General features: G+C 65.7%; 7 protein-coding genes and 1 pseudogene. 5 read left to right on the top strand and 3 right to left on the bottom strand.

Annotated features, from left to right (window positions below; all coding sequences use genetic code 11):
* Nucleotides 1-10: 10 nt before the first annotated feature.
* Nucleotides 11-490: a lamin tail domain-containing protein gene (locus ACN6LD_RS17955; protein ID WP_445043712.1), complete on the top strand. Its 480-nt coding sequence runs from the start codon at nucleotides 11-13 to the stop codon at nucleotides 488-490.
* Nucleotides 491-721: 231 nt separating this feature from the next.
* Here the strand turns inward: ACN6LD_RS17955 and ACN6LD_RS17950 are convergent, their stop codons facing one another.
* A complete protein-coding gene (locus ACN6LD_RS17950) occupies nucleotides 722-916 on the bottom strand; it encodes a hypothetical protein (protein WP_445043711.1) in 195 nt (64 codons plus the stop codon).
* Nucleotides 917-927: 11 nt separating this feature from the next.
* Between ACN6LD_RS17950 and ACN6LD_RS17945 the strand changes: the two are divergent.
* Nucleotides 928-1,220 (top strand): annotated as a pseudogene (locus ACN6LD_RS17945) (hypothetical protein); the annotation flags it as partial.
* A gap of 399 nt (nucleotides 1,221-1,619) precedes the next feature.
* Nucleotides 1,620-2,189, top strand: coding sequence for a S1 RNA-binding domain-containing protein (locus ACN6LD_RS17940; RefSeq protein WP_445043710.1), 570 nt, complete (start codon nucleotides 1,620-1,622; stop codon nucleotides 2,187-2,189).
* Between the two features lie 622 nt (nucleotides 2,190-2,811).
* Here ACN6LD_RS17940 and ACN6LD_RS17935 read toward each other — a convergent pair.
* On the bottom strand, nucleotides 2,812-3,552 hold the full coding sequence (locus ACN6LD_RS17935) for an LppX_LprAFG lipoprotein (protein WP_445043709.1): 741 nt from the start codon (nucleotides 3,550-3,552) through the stop codon (nucleotides 2,812-2,814).
* A 292-nt stretch (nucleotides 3,553-3,844) separates the two neighbouring features.
* Nucleotides 3,845-8,227 carry an FG-GAP-like repeat-containing protein gene (locus ACN6LD_RS17930; RefSeq protein WP_445043708.1) on the bottom strand — a complete coding sequence of 1,461 codons (4,383 nt, stop codon included), beginning with the start codon at nucleotides 8,225-8,227 and terminating at the stop codon, nucleotides 3,845-3,847.
* Nucleotides 8,228-8,516: 289 nt separating this feature from the next.
* Between ACN6LD_RS17930 and ACN6LD_RS17925 the strand changes: the two genes are divergently transcribed.
* Together ACN6LD_RS17925 and ACN6LD_RS17920 are read left to right on the top strand one after the other, a co-directional pair.
* On the top strand, nucleotides 8,517-15,608 hold the full coding sequence (locus tag ACN6LD_RS17925) for a polymorphic toxin-type HINT domain-containing protein (RefSeq protein ID WP_445043707.1): 7,092 nt from the start codon (nucleotides 8,517-8,519) through the stop codon (nucleotides 15,606-15,608).
* A complete protein-coding gene (locus ACN6LD_RS17920) occupies nucleotides 15,605-16,555 on the top strand; it encodes a hypothetical protein (protein ID WP_445043706.1) in 951 nt (316 codons plus the stop codon). Before ACN6LD_RS17925 ends, ACN6LD_RS17920 begins: the two co-directional genes overlap by 4 nt.
* Nucleotides 16,556-16,774: the final 219 nt, after the last annotated feature.

Below are 16,774 nucleotides of genomic sequence, written 5' to 3'. Positions count from 1 at the left end.
TGGGGGACTCTTGTCCGCTTCTGCTTCCGTCACCGCCCGTCGTCTGGCTGCCGCCGCGCTCGCCGCAGGGGCCCTGGTCTCGGTGGCGGCGCTGCCGGCCACCGCCGCCGACCACGCCCGCCCGGCCCGCGCGAAGGTGGAGATCTCCGCCGTCCAGTACGACTCCCCGGGACGCGACGACCGCTCCAACCGCTCGCTGAACAAGGAGTGGGTGGAACTCACCAACACCACCCGCAACACGGTCAACCTCGACGGCTGGGTCCTGCGCGACGAGTCCGGCCACCGCTACACCTTCGACCACTACCGCCTGGCCGGCCGCGCCACCGTCCGCGTCCACACCGGTGTGGGCCGCGACACCCGCACCGACCTCTACCAGGGCCGCCGCGCCTACGTGTGGAACAACGACCACGACACCGCCACCCTGCGCGACGACCGCGGCCGCTTCGTCGACGACGAGTCCTGGGGCCACCGCCGCGGCGGCCGCCACTGACCCGCCCAACAACAGGCCGGTGGGCGCCGCGCCGCAACCACTTGCCGACGCTACCCTTTCGGTGGCGGGCTACCCCCGAGAGGGGTAGCGCGCCGCTTCGGCGTCTGCGGACGCGGTTCACCCTGCCGGGATGCGATGACATCCGAAGGTGGTCAAGACGGCCGCGCCTCGCGGCGCGCAACCCTACGGTCCAGCGTGACCGGCTCTGTTGGTGCGCGGGACGCGGTGGTGCTATGCGGCCAGGTGCATCAACAGTTCCCTAGCACGGGACTCGGCGGCCGTGAGGGCCTCAGCGCGGGAGGCCTCGAAGAGCGGGACCAAGTTGGCCATTGCGGGAACGGTCGGGACCAGGGTCAGCTCGGAGAAGATGAAGGTGACGTCCAAGCCGAGACCGGTGGCGAGGGCCTGCTGCAGATAGCTCTGCACATAGTCGTTGCCGTTTCATGACCGAGATGACCGAGGCCGATCTGCGGGAGACCAAGGCCGGAAAGATTGTCGTCAAGCCGGGTTGCGGCATGAAGTCGCTGCAGGAACTTTGGTCCGATCGTGTCGAGGCCGAGGCGCTGAAGGTGCGACTCGACGATCTGCACCGAGCGAAGATCAGGCTCGTTGATGAGGTACTCGTAGTCGACGACTACATTGGGGACAGCACCGAGCCGAAATCGCCTACGCCCGGTCGCTGGGCAAGCCCATGCGGTACACGCACCACGAGGTAGACCCCGACGCCTGACCGCCTTTCCCCATACCCTCCGCAGCGGAGCCCGGTTGACGCCTACCAGGTTGCACGGCAGATCAGCCTCGATGACGGGCGTGAAGTCCGGCCGGTGGCCGAAGCGGCCATCGACCGCGTTCGTGGCAGGTTCGGCCCCGGCGCCGTCGGTTCGGTGACCGTCTTCCGGCGCTCCTCGTGACCTGACCCGCTCCTGCTGCCGTTGAGATCGCGGGCCCTTCAGGGGCTGGCCGACTGATCGGAGGGCGGTCTTCATACAGAGTCCTGTCCGGCCCCCGACGGATACGTCCGGGCCGTCGACCGGCGGTCTCGTCCGCGTCCGCTAGGCAGACGTCTCCTCAAGGCCGCAGCCTGACTGGGCCTCCCGTCCAGCGCAGCTCCTCGTGCAAGGCTGGGAGGATGATGGGTGGACAGCCGGAGAACCCAGAACTCTGGGCGTTCCTGGAATCACTGCACTACGGTGAGCTCCTTTCAGGCACCGTCACAGCGATCGAGTACTTCGGCGTATTCGTAGCGCTGGACAACGGCCCCGACCACCCGGTCTTCCCAGGCGTCGGGTTCATCACGGTCCCCGAACTCTCCTGGCGCTTCGCAGTCGCCTCCGACGTGGTACGGGTCGGCCAGCGGGTCTCGTGCGAGTTCCTTCAGTTCGACACATGGAACCTGGAGGCCAGACTGTCCTTGCGGGCGACGCAGCCGGACCCCTTCCAGGCGTTCGCCGCCGCCATCGCGGTGGGGCAGAAACTGCGCGGGCGGGTCACAAAGCTGGTTCCGTTCGGCTTCTTTGTCCGGGTCGCGGACGGAGTCGAGGGACTGGTTCACCTGCGAGAGCGCACCTGGACGTCCGTGCAAACTCCGTCGGATGCCGTCCAGATCGGCGAGGAGGTCACGGTCGTAGTCACCGAGATCGATCGAGAACAACGCAGGCTGGCACTCTCCCGACGGCACGTCTCATCCGAGCACCAGTGACCCTTCCGTGTTCCAGCGACGGTTGCCTTAGCACCAGTGTTCCCGAGCGCCTGCTGGGTGAAAGGCAGGCACACGCCCCAACCTGGATGCCCCGTGACTCGCCTGGAAGATCGTGCCTGCTGGCGCATCATCCCTGAGTCCGCCTGTTCTTGACCGGCTGCGCGAGTAGTCCGCTGTCGGCCTGGATCCGCGCGGAGCGCGCCGTGCCCTGGCCGTCGTGCTCACGCTGACTGCGTGCCCGGTACCGAATGCCGTGCCCTGCTGGCGGTCGGCGAGTGGATCGCGGATATGCCCCTGCACGTGCTGGAACGACTCGGTGTACTCCTCGACACGTGTTGCCCTGGAGACTGCTGGCTCGACGGCGGCGGCCCGCCGGCTGCTCGCCCGTATCGACGACGTGGCCGTGCGATGCGCTGGGCGGTCGTCCCATCGGAGGCTGGACAAGGTCTCGCCCGAGCTGGCGTCCGCCCGGATCCGGCGCGGCAGTGACGGAACCGAGCCAGGACAGAAGCTGGAGGAGTTGGCGTCGTCGCAGATGGCAGCGCTGGGGGTGCTCGTCGGGGAATCACTGGCGATGACACTGCGCACGTGCGGTCGCTTCGTTGCGGTTGTTGGGCGGCGTTCAGTGTTGCGTGTCAGCTGCGAGAGGGGCGGTGTCGTCGGCCGGTGGGGCTTTGATAGTGGTGGGCTGGTTGATGTCGAGGAAGGTGACGGTGAGGTCGAGTGGCGTGTCTGCGGCGCTGGCGGTGGGCGGGTCGTCGTGGTGCTCGGCTTGCAGTCGGAACTGTTTTACCCGGTCCTTGCTGTCGATCCACAGGTCCATGGTGAGCTGGTCTGACACTTCCAGTTGCATGAATTGATCGAGGCGTTCACCGCTCAGGGCGTCGTAGTTGACCGTTCCTTTGTAGTGCGCAGTCGGGACGCCGTCGACTGTCTCGGTTCCGACCGCTCGCAGGTCTTTGGATCCGTTGAGGAGCGTGGACAGCGAGGCCGGGTTTGCCTGCAGTTGACTGGGAAGCACGCCGTAGGACTGGTTGTCCGCTGCGCCATGTCCCCAGACGGCAGGCGCAGCGCTCAGCCAGTGTTTGCCTTTCAGTTTCTCGGAGTGGATTGCGCTGCCGCCGACGTACATGGTCTTGTCGGTGAACAGGATCCGCAGTTGGCCGCCCCTGCCCTGGGAGGCCGCTGTGTTGAGGTCCATGCTCATGGCCAGCGGTTGCGCGGTCATGGATGCGTCGGCCGTCAAGCGGCCTTTCGCCGGCACCGTCCCGCTGAGGCGGTAGTGGAGCGACGTGATGCCGGCGGCGTTCGTGGCAGCCTTGGCCACAGCTGCTGAGGATGCCTCAGAGGTGTCGGTGGTCACTGCCCCATCCGTGGAGGTGCTGGCGCACGCCACGGGCGCGCACACGAGTAGCGCAGCTGCGCAGACTGCTCTCGTCGCTCTGTGCGGTGCGTAACGGTCGATGTTGATGCTCATCGTGTTCGAGAGTTTCCATTCCCTTGGGTGGCTCGTGCATCCCTTGTCGATGCCGGGCGTGTTAGGTGTCCTGAAGTGAGGACGGTGCAGGGGGTGCAAGACAGGAAAAGCCCGGGGTAGGGGGTCGGGGCTGTCGGGCATGGTGATTCCGACAGCCCCGGGAGGTTAGTGGGTTGGTCTACCAGCCGCTGCCGATCTGTTGGCGGGTGCCGAAAGCGGCGGCGGTGCGGGGGTAGAGCCACAGGATGCCGGTGGCGTCGTCGCGGGCGATGACGTCGGGGGTGCCGTCGCTGTTGAAGTCGCCGATGCCGGCGAAGGTGTAGCCGTTCCAGCCGGTGCCGATCTGGCTGCGGGTGCCGAAGCCGTTGCTGCCGTTGCCTGGGTACAGCCATAGGGTGCCGGTGGTGTCGCGGACGATGACGTCGGGTTTGGCGTCGCCGTTGAGGTCGGCGACGCCGGCGAAGGCGAAGCTGCTCCAGCCGGTGCCGATCTGCACGGTGGTCCCCAGGCTGGCGCCTGTGCCGGTGCCGGGGAACAGGCTCAGGGTGCCGTCGGGGTGGCGGCCGATCACGTCGGCTTTGCCGTCGCGGTTGAAGTCGGCGACGCCGGCGAAGGCGTAGCCGCTCCAGCTGCTGGGGAAGTTGCTGACGGGTGTGAGCAGGTCGTGTCCGACATCGCCGGGGAGCAGGCGCAGGGTGCCTGCGGGTGTCATGGCGACGGTGTCGGCGTAGCCGTCGCTGTTGAAGTCGCCGATGCCGGCGAAGGTGTGGGTGGACAGGCCGGAGCCGATGTAGGTGGCGGCGCTGGACCAGCCGCCGTTGCCGTTGCCGGGGTAGAGCCACAGGCTGCCGGTGGCGTCGGCGGCGACCAGGTCGGCCTTGTCGTCGCCGTCGGCATCGGTGACATCGGCGAAGGTGTACGGAGCCTTGGGAAGAGTGACGTTGGCCATCGTGGCGACCTGGACGGCGCTCAGTGCGGCGCCGTTCCATACCTTGACGTCGGCGAGGTTGCCCTTGAAGTACGAGGTGCGCGTGTCGTTGGCGAGGATGTTGCCCAGGGTGAACTTGCCGGTGAAGCCGGAGACGGCGGTGTGGGAGCCGCGGGCCACCGCGCGGTCGTCCATGTAGAGCGTCGTGGCTTTGGTCGTGGGGTCGTAGGTGGCGGTCAGGTGGGTCCACTGGCCGGTGATCGCGCTGCCGCCGGAGATGCAGTCGTAGCTGCGGGTGGCATCTGAGGTGGCCAGGCAGAACGCCCATTCCCGGTTGGCCTGGGGATAGAGGAAGAATCCGGAGTTGTGCACGCCGTCCTGGGAGGCGATGACGCCGCCCAAGGTCGAGGGGTTGACCCAGGCCGAGAGAGTGAAGGCGCTCGAGGTCGACAGCGCAGCGTTCGAGGTCATGGCGCCGGTGCCGTTGAGGGCCAGGCTGGAGGAGAAGACGTCGTCGGTGTCCCAGGTGGTGCCCGTGCCGTTGCCGGTGAAGTTCACCCCGCCTGCGGTATCGGCTGCGCTGGCAGCGGTGCCGTCCGTGCCGTCGGCGAGCGGCCAGGCGTGGCTGGGGGCGATTAGGGCCTGCGCCGTCTGCGCGGTGAGGGTCCCTGCCGCCGCGTTGAAGATCCGCGCGGTGATGACGCCGCTGGCGGAGACGGTGCGCAGGTCCACAGTGCCGTCGTCGTTCACGTCAGCGGCCTGCAGAACCGGCAGTGCTGCCGTGCTGTAGCCGCTGCTCGCGACCTGCTGCGGTGTCACCGAGTTACCCATGGCGAGGTCTTGCAACTGCTGGGGGGTGTAGTAGTACAGCGCGCCGGTGACGGCGTTGCGGGCGAACAGTGCGGGCAGCCCGTCGATGAGGCTGCTCGTGATGCTCCAGCCGGTCCAGTCACCGGAGCCGGTGGGATTGGTGCCGCTCAGCGGCATCGCGTTGTCGACGCCGAGGAAAGTGCCTGCAGAGGTGAGGCCGGGCTCGTCCACAAGCTGCCCGTCCACGATCATGAGAAGGTCGGGGTAGTAGACGGTGGCGGGTTCGTCGTACACGGTGCGGTAGAGGTTTCCGCCGCTAGCGATATTGGTGGCCTTGGCTCCGCCGCTGTTGGTGAAAGCGGTGGAGTTGACGGTGGCATGGGTGCCACTGTCGGCTGCGAGGGCCGAGCCGTCGCCGCTGCCGTAAAGCACCGTTCCGCGACCGGTGACGGGGTCATAGTCCAAGACGTCGTTGAAGCCGGCACCGGTGTTGAAGTGGCCGCTGATGGCCTGGGTGCCGTTCCAGTCGGCGGGCGAGCCGGTCGAGTTGACCCCGGTGCCCTGTGCGCCCAGGTTGGTGGCGCTGGTCGTGAGTTGTCCGTCGATGGTGCCGTGGGCCAGCCACAGTCCGCTGGACAGGCCTGCCTGGGCGCCCACGGCGGTCAGGTCGGGGATGCCGTCGCCGGTCACGTCGCCGTCATCGGCGGTGGCCGCGGGGGCGGCGGTCAGAATGCAGTTCGCGGTGTCGCCGATGTTGCCGCCGGCCGAGACCGCGGTGACGGTCAGCACGTTCGTGCCCCGGGTGGGGGTGACGCTGATGGTGGTGCTGGATCCGGTGCTGGCCAGGGAGACAGGGGTGGCACCGTTGACCTGGTAGAGGTAGCTGGCCGTGCTCGAGCCCAAGGCGTTGGGCGCCAGGGTGAAGCTGGCCGGACTGCCGACCTGGTACGTAACCGAGCTGCCTTCGTCGCCGCAGCTGTACGTGGAGGCGTCGGCGATGGTCGGGGCACCGGGCCGGTTGGGGTCGAACTGGAATTTGCAGGTGGTCGAGGCGGCCGAAGAATAAGTGCCGTCGGAGGTGGTCACGTTCCATGACACGCCAAGGACTGAGCCGCCGGCAGCTGCCTCGAGCACCGCCTTCTTCAAGATGGAGGTTGCGCTCTTCCCGGACGCAGCGAGGACGGTCGACTTGGCGATCTGTGCGCCGCCGGACGTCTTGGTGACGTTAAAGGTGGTGGACAGAGTGCCGCCGTCGGGGTCGGCGACCTTCGCGTACAGGGTTACGTCGCCGTCACCGGTGGTCTTGATGGTGCTGGTGCAGGTGGTGGCCGGCGAAGTGACCAGCGATGTGGGTTTGTCGGGCTGGTGATTGTAGGTGGTGGACATCGAAAGGGTGGCGTGGTCGAACTTTTTCCAGCCGTACTTGTCCAGCTCGTCACCGGCCTGCAGGCCCAGTGTCAGGCTGCTCAGCTTGGCGTCGTTGGCCACGCCCTGCATGCGTGAGGTGATGTCGAAGCCGAGCGACTTCGCCGGGCACGAGGATGAGTAGCCGTACGCCACACTTTTCGTGCCCCACTGGGCCTTCCAGGCCGGCTGGTCGTTCCAGGTGGTGCCGGAGTCGATCGGATCCGTCTGCCACAACTCCACCGGAGTCGCGGTGCACGAGGGGGCGTAGGTCTCGGTGGCGTAGAAATGCGAATCGATGACATGGGCCTTGAAGAGCCGACTGTCCACAGAGAACTTCGCGTACGCCCGGGACTTGTGATAAGGCGTCTCCCAGCCCTCGTAGCCCACATGAAGCCCGGTGGAACTGGTGTCCTTCCAGAAGCTCGTGTTCGGGTACGCGGAGTTGACCCACGTCCAGCTGCTCACTGCGCCGCCCGCGGCACTGTAGGTGGGGTCGATGTAGACCGGGTACACCGTGGAAGGCGACGAGAGCAGCCCCGCATCCGGGGTCAGGCGGATGCCGCCGGAGGCGTAGGCGGCGGCGACCGGCGCGATGTGCGCGCCCGCGCCCGGCTCGTCGGTATCCGAGGCTGCGGCCTTTGCGGCGGACAATGCAGTCGGGCCCACTACTGCTTTGGCGAGGGCGGAGTCCCACATCAGCGGGGCGGGTGCGGAGAACACGGTGCGCTGCGCGGTGTCCCTGACAGCGATGTTGCCCACCTTGTCGACGGCGAGCGTCGCGTTCTTCGTCTCGGCGGGGAAGACCAGCGTCGTCAGGGCCGGGTCGGCTGCCGCTGCCGAGTTCTTGACGACGAAGACCTCGGAGAAGCCGCCCTGGGCGTCCGCCGTGACCTTCAGGTCCACCCCGTCCAGTACGTCACGGTAGGTGGCGCTCGAGCCGTCCAGGGTCGGGCTGGGCAGCTTGCCGATCGATGCCGGCGCCGCCAGAGACAGGGACCGGCCACGGTCCTTCATGACGGCCAAAGGTCCCTCCCCACCCCCCGACAAGGCCAGATCCGCAGTGGCAAGTACCGGGGCGACCGTGTTGTCGGAGCGCTGGACCAACGTGGAGTCCAGCGGCTTCCAAGTGCCGGAGGCGTACTTGCGCACCGGCGCGACCGCCTGCGTCATGGTGAACGTGCCGTCCGGATTGGCCACCTCCGACACCGTCGGCGTGGTCGCCGTCGCTACGGCCACCGTCTTGCCGGACGCCTGCGCCTGAGCCGAAGCCCGCGCCTCGTCCAGCGGCAGCTGCGGTGACGAAGCCTCAGGCGTGTCATCGGCGCGGGCGGCCGCCGCGCCGCCGGCGATCGACAGCGTGCTGAGCGCGGCAGCCAGCGCCGCGCTCAGCAACCTGCTGCGCAGGGTGGATCTCACCGTCAGGTACCCCCATGTCTGCTCGGACCGGATCGGCCATGCCGGTCGGCGCCTAAGTGCACAGGCTTTTCGGCTCGGTTGGCAGAGCTGATTGCTGGCGAGATGGATCACCATGTCCGAAACGAGAGTAAGATTTTGTGAATTCTTGGCATCTGATTGTGGAGAGTTGTCGGAATTGATCACTGTCCCGTCGCTCGCTGCTTCTGCGATAGTCGCCCGCGCAACCGCGGTTTGATCAAACCGCGGTGCGCCGTCGTGCCTGCATACGGGGCAAGTGGGGGGATCGATCATGGCCAGGACAGCTTGGCTTGCACACAACGCACGCCATCTCGGCGCCCGGAGACGCATCGTCGACGTCCTGGTGGCCCTGGCGTTGGCCTCGCCGACCGCGGTCCCCGCAGCCGCGCAGACCGCGGACCGAGCCGGAGCCCCGGCGGTCCAGCAGACCCCGTCAGTGAAGGGGGTGAAGACACTCGCCCCGCGCAAGCTGACGGTCAAGGACCAGACCAAAACGCCGTTCCACCCCGCGAAAGCCCACTGGCCGACCGCCAGCTCCGGCACGGCCACACTTGCGGCCCCGCACGCCGGTGCGAAACAAGGAGCGAAGGCACCGGTTGCCGGCACACCGGTGTGGGCCCGCGCGATAACACCCGCCAAGGGCTCCTACCAGGGACCGGACCACGTATCGGTGCGCGTCCTGCCCCGCCAGGACGCCGCCAAGCTCGGCGTGGCCGGCGTCGTCCTCACCGCCCAACCAGCAGCCGGCGGCCGAGGCAACGTCCAACTTGGCCTGGACTACAGTGCGTTTGCGCAAGCCTACGGTGCCAACTACGCCGACCGCCTGCACCTCGTCAAGCTTCCTGCCTGCGCACTGACCACCCCGCAACGGGTTGCCTGCCGCACCCAAACTCCACTCGCCACCGAGCAGGACCCCGCAACCCACGAGCTGGCAACCACGCTGACCCTGCAGGGCTCCCAGCCGAAGGCCTCTCCCTCAAAGACGTCAGCCTCCGGCCACGCAACCGCCCGGCCCGCCTCCTACTCAGCCGTGACCGGTGCAGCGGGCGGCGCCGAACCGATGGTGCTGGCGGCTACCGCGACCGCCGCCTCGGACAGTGGATCAGCGGGCAGCTACGCGGCGACCACGCTGGCCCCGTCCGGCTCATGGACGGGCGGCGGCTCGTCCGGCTCCTTCACCTACAGCTACCCCATCGCGCTGGCACCCTCGTCAGGACTGCTGAAGCCGGCGGTGGGCCTGAACTACGACTCCGGCTCGGTGGACGGACAGACCTCCTCCACCCAGGCACAGGCTTCCTGGGTGGGCGACGGCTGGGCCACACCCGACCCGTACATCGAACAGAGCTTCACCTCCTGCTCGGACGATCCAAAAGGCAGCGCCTCTCCGGTCTCCACCGGTGACAAGTGCTACGACGGACCGATCCTGACCCTGTCCCTGAACGGCTCGTCCACCTCCATCATCAAGAACGACGCCGACGGCGCATGGAGACTCGCCGACGGCAGCGGCGCCACCGTCACCCACACGACGAACACCAACAACGGCTCGGGCACCTACAACACCGACTACTGGATCGTCACCGAACGAGACGGCACCCAGTACTACTTCGGCAAGAACCAACTGCCCGGCTGGACCTCCGGCAAGGCCACGACCAAGTCGGTGGACAGCGTCCCCGTCTACTCCGCCCACTCCGGCGACCCCTGCTACCACTCGACCGGGTTCACCGACTCGGTATGCACCATGGCCTACAAGTGGCACCTGGACTACGTCGTGGACGCCCACGCCAACGCCATGGCCTACTACTACGCCCAGGACACCAACTACTACGGCCAGCAGAACGGCGCCCGCAACGTCTCCTACATCCGCGACTCCTCCCTGACGCGGATCGACTACGGCTTCCGCGACGGCGGCGCCTACGGCACCGTCCCCAACCAGATCGCCTTCACCACCGCCGCACGCTGCACCCTGACCACATGCGCCCCACTGTCGGCCAGCACCGCCGCCGCCCAGTACCCGGACGTGCCCTACGACCTGGTCTGCGCCTCGGGGGCTACCTGCACCGCACAGTCACCGTCGTTCTTCTCCACCGTCCGCCTCGCCTCGATCAAGGTGCAGCAGTACAGCGTGGCGACCGCCAAATACCAGGCGATCGACACCTACACCCTGCACCAGAGCGAGCCGGCCACCGGGGACGGAACCTCGCCCACCCTGTGGCTCTCATCGATCACCCGCGAAGGCGACGACACCACCGCAGGCGGCTCCGCCTCCCCGATCAGCATGCCGGACGTGACCTTCGCCGGTATCGACCTGAAAAACCGGGTCGACACCGCCAACTTCCCCGGCCTGTACCGCTACCGCATCTCCGGCATCACCAACGAGCTCGGCGGCCTGACCACCATCAGCTACGACCTTCCGGACGCCTGCACCGCCGGCTACGTGGCAACCGCGGACCCCAAAACCAACACCAAGTCCTGCTACCCGGTCTCCTGGACCCCCAAGGACTACCTCAACCCGATCACCGACTGGTTCGCAAAGTACGCCGTCACCCAGGTCCTGGAGACCGACAGCACCGGCGGCGCGCCGGCCGTGCGCACCAACTACACCTACAACGGCGGCGCCGCCTGGCACCACGACGACAACGAAGTCGTCAAAGCCAAGTACCGCACCTGGGGCCAGTTCCGCGGCTACGCCAGCGTGGAAACCCGCACCGGCGACGGCTCCAACGACCCGCAGGCCAAGACGGTCACCTCCTACTACCGAGGCATGGACGACGACTGGCTGTCCTCCTCGAGCCGCCGCTCGGTGAACGTCACCGACTCCCAAGGCGGCGTGCACCCCGACAGCGACCAGCTCGCGGGCAACGAGCTGGAGACCACCGACTACACCGGCGTCGGCGGCAGCATAGACAACTCCACGGTGACCTCGTACTGGATCTCCGCCGCCACCGCCACCCGCGCCCGTACCGGCCTGCCGGCTCTGACCGCCCGCACCACCGACGTCGCCGAGACATGGTCCCGCCAGGCTGTCACCAGCACCGGCAACACCACCTGGCGCGTCACGCAGACCGACAACACCTACGACGCCACCCCCGCAGACGACAACTTCGGACTGCTGACCTACAGCTACACCCACACGGTGCCAGCCGACCCCGCATACGACCAGTGCACCGCCATCACCTACGCCAAGGCCAACACGAGCGCCAACCTGGTCGGCTTCCAAGCCGCACAGGAGACCGACTCGGTCGCCTGCGCCGGCTTCAGCCCGAACACCCCGGCCACCGTGCCGAAAACCCTTAATACCCTTAACACGCCCAGCAGCGTCTCCCGCCCGGACCAAGTGGTCTCCGCGACCAGGACGTACTACGACGACACCAGCTTCGCCACCGCCTTCCCGCAGACCGCCGCCCCCACCGAGGGCGAGATCACGATGACCCGGCAGGCCTCGGGCTTCAGCGGCGGCGCGTTCACCTGGCAGACCCAGAGCCGTGCCACCTACGACACCTACGGCCGCCCCTCCGACAGCTACGACGCAGGCGGCAACAAAACCATCGCGGGCTACACCGTGGACAGCGTCGGGCTGACCACCGGCACGACGATCACCAACGCGAAGGGCCATACTGCCAGGACCACTTCGGACCCCACCCGAGGGCTCATCCTCACCACCACTGACCCCAACGGCATCACTGACACGGTCCGCTACGACGCGCTCGGACGCACCACCGCCGTGTGGCAGCACAACCGGCTCACCACCGCCCCGGCCGACGCCAAGTACACCTACACCGTCACCCCCACCGGACAGTCCGGCACCACCACCCAGACACTGAACGACAGCCTGGGCTACGTCACCTCGCACGCGCTCATCGACTCGCTTGGCCGGCCGCGGCAGACCCAGACGCCGACTCCGCAGGGCGGCAGACTGATCACCGAATCGTTCTACGACTCCCACGGCTGGATGTGGAAGAGCAACAACCCCTACTGGGACCCGAACGCCCTACCCGCCCTGACAACGGCTTCTGTGCAGGACTCCCAGATCCCCAGTCAGGACCGCTACACCTTTGACGGACTGGGCCGTGTCGTCGTGGACGACTCCCAGCAGTACTCGGTGCTCAAACAGAAGACCACCACCGTCTACAGCGGAGACGCCACCACCGTCATCCCGCCGACCGGAGCCACGGTCAAAACCACCCGCACCGACCCTCTCGGCCGCACAAGCGAGATCGACGCCTACAGCACCCGCCCCACTCTGACCGTTCCGCTCAACACGTTCACCGGCGCCTTCTCCGTCACCGGCGGCACCGCCAACGCCATCGCCTACGGCTACGACGGGCACGGCAAACAGAACACCGTCACCTCCAAGGGCAGCACCTGGACCACCGTCTACGACCTGCTCGGCCGCGCCACGTCCAAGACCGACCCGGACGCCGGCACCAGCAGCATGGTCTACGACGCGGTCGGCAACCTCACCCAGACCACCGACGCCCGCAACAAGAGCGTCTCCTACACCTACGACGTGCTGAACCGGAAAACCGGTCAATACGCCTCCACGGTCGCAGCCCAGGCTCCGGGCGCGAGCGGCAACCAGACCGCCGCCTGGACCTACGACAACGACAACACCGTCTCGGGCGTGACCAACCCGATCGGCCGGACCACCACCGCCACCTCCTACAACTCCGGCAACACCTACACCACCCAGCAACTCGCCTTCAACGCCTTCGGCGAATCGCTCGGCCAGTCCATCACCATCCCGGCCGTACACGGTGCACTGGGCGGCAAGACCTACACCTTCCGCCACACCTACAGCGCCGACACCGGCCTGCTCTACACCGACAACTACCCCCTCGGCGGCGGCCTGCCCAACGAAATCGCCAGCCACGGCTACTCCACCGCCCTGGACCTGCCCAACGGACTGGGCACTCTCTCCTACGGCTACGCCCAGAACACCACCTACAGCGCCTACGGCCAGGTACTGCAGGAGACCCTGGGCATGAGCACCAACCTGGCCTACCTCACCAACACCTACGACCCCCACACCGGCGCCCTGACCGACCAGTTGGTGACCCGCTCCACCACCACCCCCACCTCCAAGGTCGACGAGCAGAACTACACCCACAATCCCGCAGGCAACACCACCAAACAGGTCACCACCCGCATGGGCGCCACCACGGCCCCCGAAACCCAGTGCTACCAATACGACGAACTCAACCGGCTCAACCAAGCCTGGACCGCCACCGACGACTGCACCACCACCCCCACCACCAGCTCCCACGCCCAAGTCGGCGACCTACTCGCCGGAGGAACCGCCTACTGGACCAGCTGGGACGTCGACGACCTCGGCCAGCGCCAGCGTCAAATCGAGCACTCCACCACCGGCGCCAGCGACACCACCACCAACTACACCTACGACTACAACGGCAACGGCACCCTCCAGCCCCACGCCCTGGCCTCCACCCAGGCCAGCGGAGCAAGCACCGCAGCCACCAGCTACACCTACGACAAGGCCGGCAACACCACCACCCGCAACACCATCGCGTCCGGCAACCAGACCCTGAACTGGAACGACGCCGGACAACTCACCCAGGTCAGCGGCGCCAAGAGCGGCACCACCAGCTACATCTACGACGCTGACGGCAACGTCCTGCTCCAGAGCGACCCCAACAGCACCACCCTGTACCTCCCCGGCGAACAGCTCACCCTCACCGGAACCACCACCACCGGCGTCCGCTACCTGCCGCTGCCCGGCGGCGGCACCGTGATCCGCACCGGAACCGGCACCAACTACAAGTTCCAGATCAGCGACCCTCACGGCACCAGCAGCCTGTACCTCGACTCCACCGCACAGACCCCCACCTGGCGCCAATTCACCCCCTACGGCGGAACCCGCGGAACCACCGTCAACTGGCCCGACAACCGCGGCTTCCTCAACGCCCCCGACAACACCAACACCGGCCTCACCCAACTCGGCGTACGCCAATACGACCCAACCCTCGGCCGCTTCATCAGCCTCGACCCCCTCTTCCTACCTACCGACGACCAACAACTCACCGGCTACGCATACGCAGGCAACAACCCCATCTCCTATTCGGACCCCGACGGCCGCAAGATCTTCGAAGGAGATGGCGGCGGCTATGTCGACAGCGGCGGCAAGGGCGGAGTCCACACCGTCAAGAACCGTGACGCGGCCCGCAAACGCGGAGATGGCGGCCTCCGCGCCCCCAGCGCATCCTCTGTTCACGATGCCTGGGTCGAAAAGACCACCCTTTCGTCGAATGACGCAAGGCGGGTGGGAAGCTCATACTACGCTTTTGGAAGCAATAAGCTCTCAGCCACCGCCGGCGGCTATTGGTCCCCTCAAACAAACATATTCGGTAAGCCAGAAACCGTCTGCTATGGCCGCCTCGCCTGCAATCATGCCTACAACTACTACCTCCATCACCCGGACGATGTAGCCGGAGCAAAAGAAATTGCTGCGACCTACTGCAAAACCAACGCATCAGAGTGCGAGGCAGACGCTCGTATCTGGGAACGGTCGATCGAGATAGGCGACGAATTTGTCGCCGCTTTGGGTGCTGGCGAAGGCATAAGGATCGGAGCTGGCGAAGGGGCGGGATTCGGAAGGGGGGCCGTCAGTTCCCGGGGGTTGGAGTGCAGCTTCTCGCCAGATACGCCGGTACTCCTAGAGGATGGCGAGACTAAACCTATTGGGAAGATCGACGTTGGCGACAAGGTTGAAGCAGCCGACCAAAAATCAGGAAAGCATGTAGGCGCTCGAACGGTTCAACACGTTCTGATCAACCACGACACCGACCTGCTTGATCTCACTATTCTTGGAGAGGATGGTAAAGAAGCCACTCTCCACACCACCGCCAACCACCCTTTCTGGGATGAGTCCACTCATTCGTGGGTGCCCGCCGGAAAGCTCCACCGTGGCGACGTTCTCAACACGGCGACCAACCATCATGCATACGTAGTCTCCTCACACCCCACACCAGGTACCGCCAATCGGTGGAATCTCACGGTCGACGACCTCCACACGTACTATGTACTGGCGGGCGAGACTCCGGTACTCGTTCACAACCGTGGCTGCGAAGGGCCGATTCTAACCAGGGCTCAGTCCAACCAGGTGCTTGATCGCCTTGGTTACACGGAGACCAAGGTTAGGTCGGCAGGTCGAGGGGCGGCGAAGATTTGGGTGAACAAGAAGGCGCCGGCGTCGGAGAGGTACGTGACTCAAGATATGACTGGACACGGGGGCGGCCTTTACAAGGCCGGTCCTACCGCTGAGTCGCTCCAGACAACCAGTAGTACACTACGGAGCGGTTCCTACGAGCTAGACGAGTTCGGTGGACTGAAACGGCTTCGCAAATGACCCTTTGTTTCCTCGTCTCCAAGTATGACGAGTCCAGGCGTAGTGGTCGGATTGCTGACTGGAGTTCCTTTGGAGATATCGGCAAGTCTTTCAATGGCGAAGTGCTGACGGCTGCTGAGTATCAGCGAGTGGAGGATTTGTACATCTCCGCCGTGGAATCTCTAGCCGACGCGATACAGGCGGACAGATTTAAGTTGAGAAACCTAGTTCTCAACGAGCCGCAGCCGCCCTGGCTTGGTGTCATTTACGAGGGCCGCTCTGTTGAGCGGCGCACTGCCCTCAGGCTGTTTAGGAGGATGCTCCGACATGGTTTGATTTCTTGCACTTTGGAAAGTGGAGATGCCCTGCGAGTGACGGTTGAGACTGACTTCTACATCTCGGTAGAGATCCAACCGGAGGCGGTGCACTGTCTGGAAGAGGTGAAACGTCTGGGGTTGCATTTGGTTTCTGTGTCTTGCGGCGAAGAAGAGCGGGACGCAACAACGGTGGTCTACCGGCCAGCAGATGGAAAATTCTGGGAGGAGGTGGCGCACGGCATCAAGCTATCGCGAGGCGCAACTGCAATCCTTGAGCGCTGGGCGGAAGGATGCTATGGCTACCGATGGCATCTAATTTCCGATGGGGATTTCTCGATAATTGCCAGATCTGTTCGACCATACTCCTTGGTTACGGCATATCTTGACGTAAACGTTCAGTGGGCCTCCCGGCGAGATCTCGTGCCTGAAATCGCATCGGCCGTAATGGCCGAAGCATTGCCGGTAGTGATCTTCTCTCGGTCGATTGGCGAAATCGCGCCTGAAATTCTAGTAATTAAAGAAGGGGGCGATCTGCCAACCGAGGCAGACGTGCCTCCCGGCGATGATTTCGGATTCTTCCTTTGGCCAGCCGACGATTCGACATCCATCCAGGCGGTAGTACGGGGCGATGGATGTCAATCTGTCCAGTGATTCAACTCGTCCGTACTATGTGATGGCGGGGCAGAACCCGGTCGTCGTTCATATCGGTGGTGGATGCCTCCGATTTGTCGGTGGTGATGTCTGGGATGACGCATTCGAGATATCTGGCCAAAAGGGTGAGACTATGGCAACGGCGCGTATATCCGGCGACATGCTGCATCTAAGGTAATACTCCTGTTGTAGATCGTGATCCTCATATCTGAGACCGTG

It is taken from the genome of Streptomyces sp. SAS_272, from assembly GCF_052543235.1.
The sequence above is the reverse complement of the archived record's forward strand: the minus strand, read 5'-3'. Positions and strand labels throughout refer to the sequence as shown.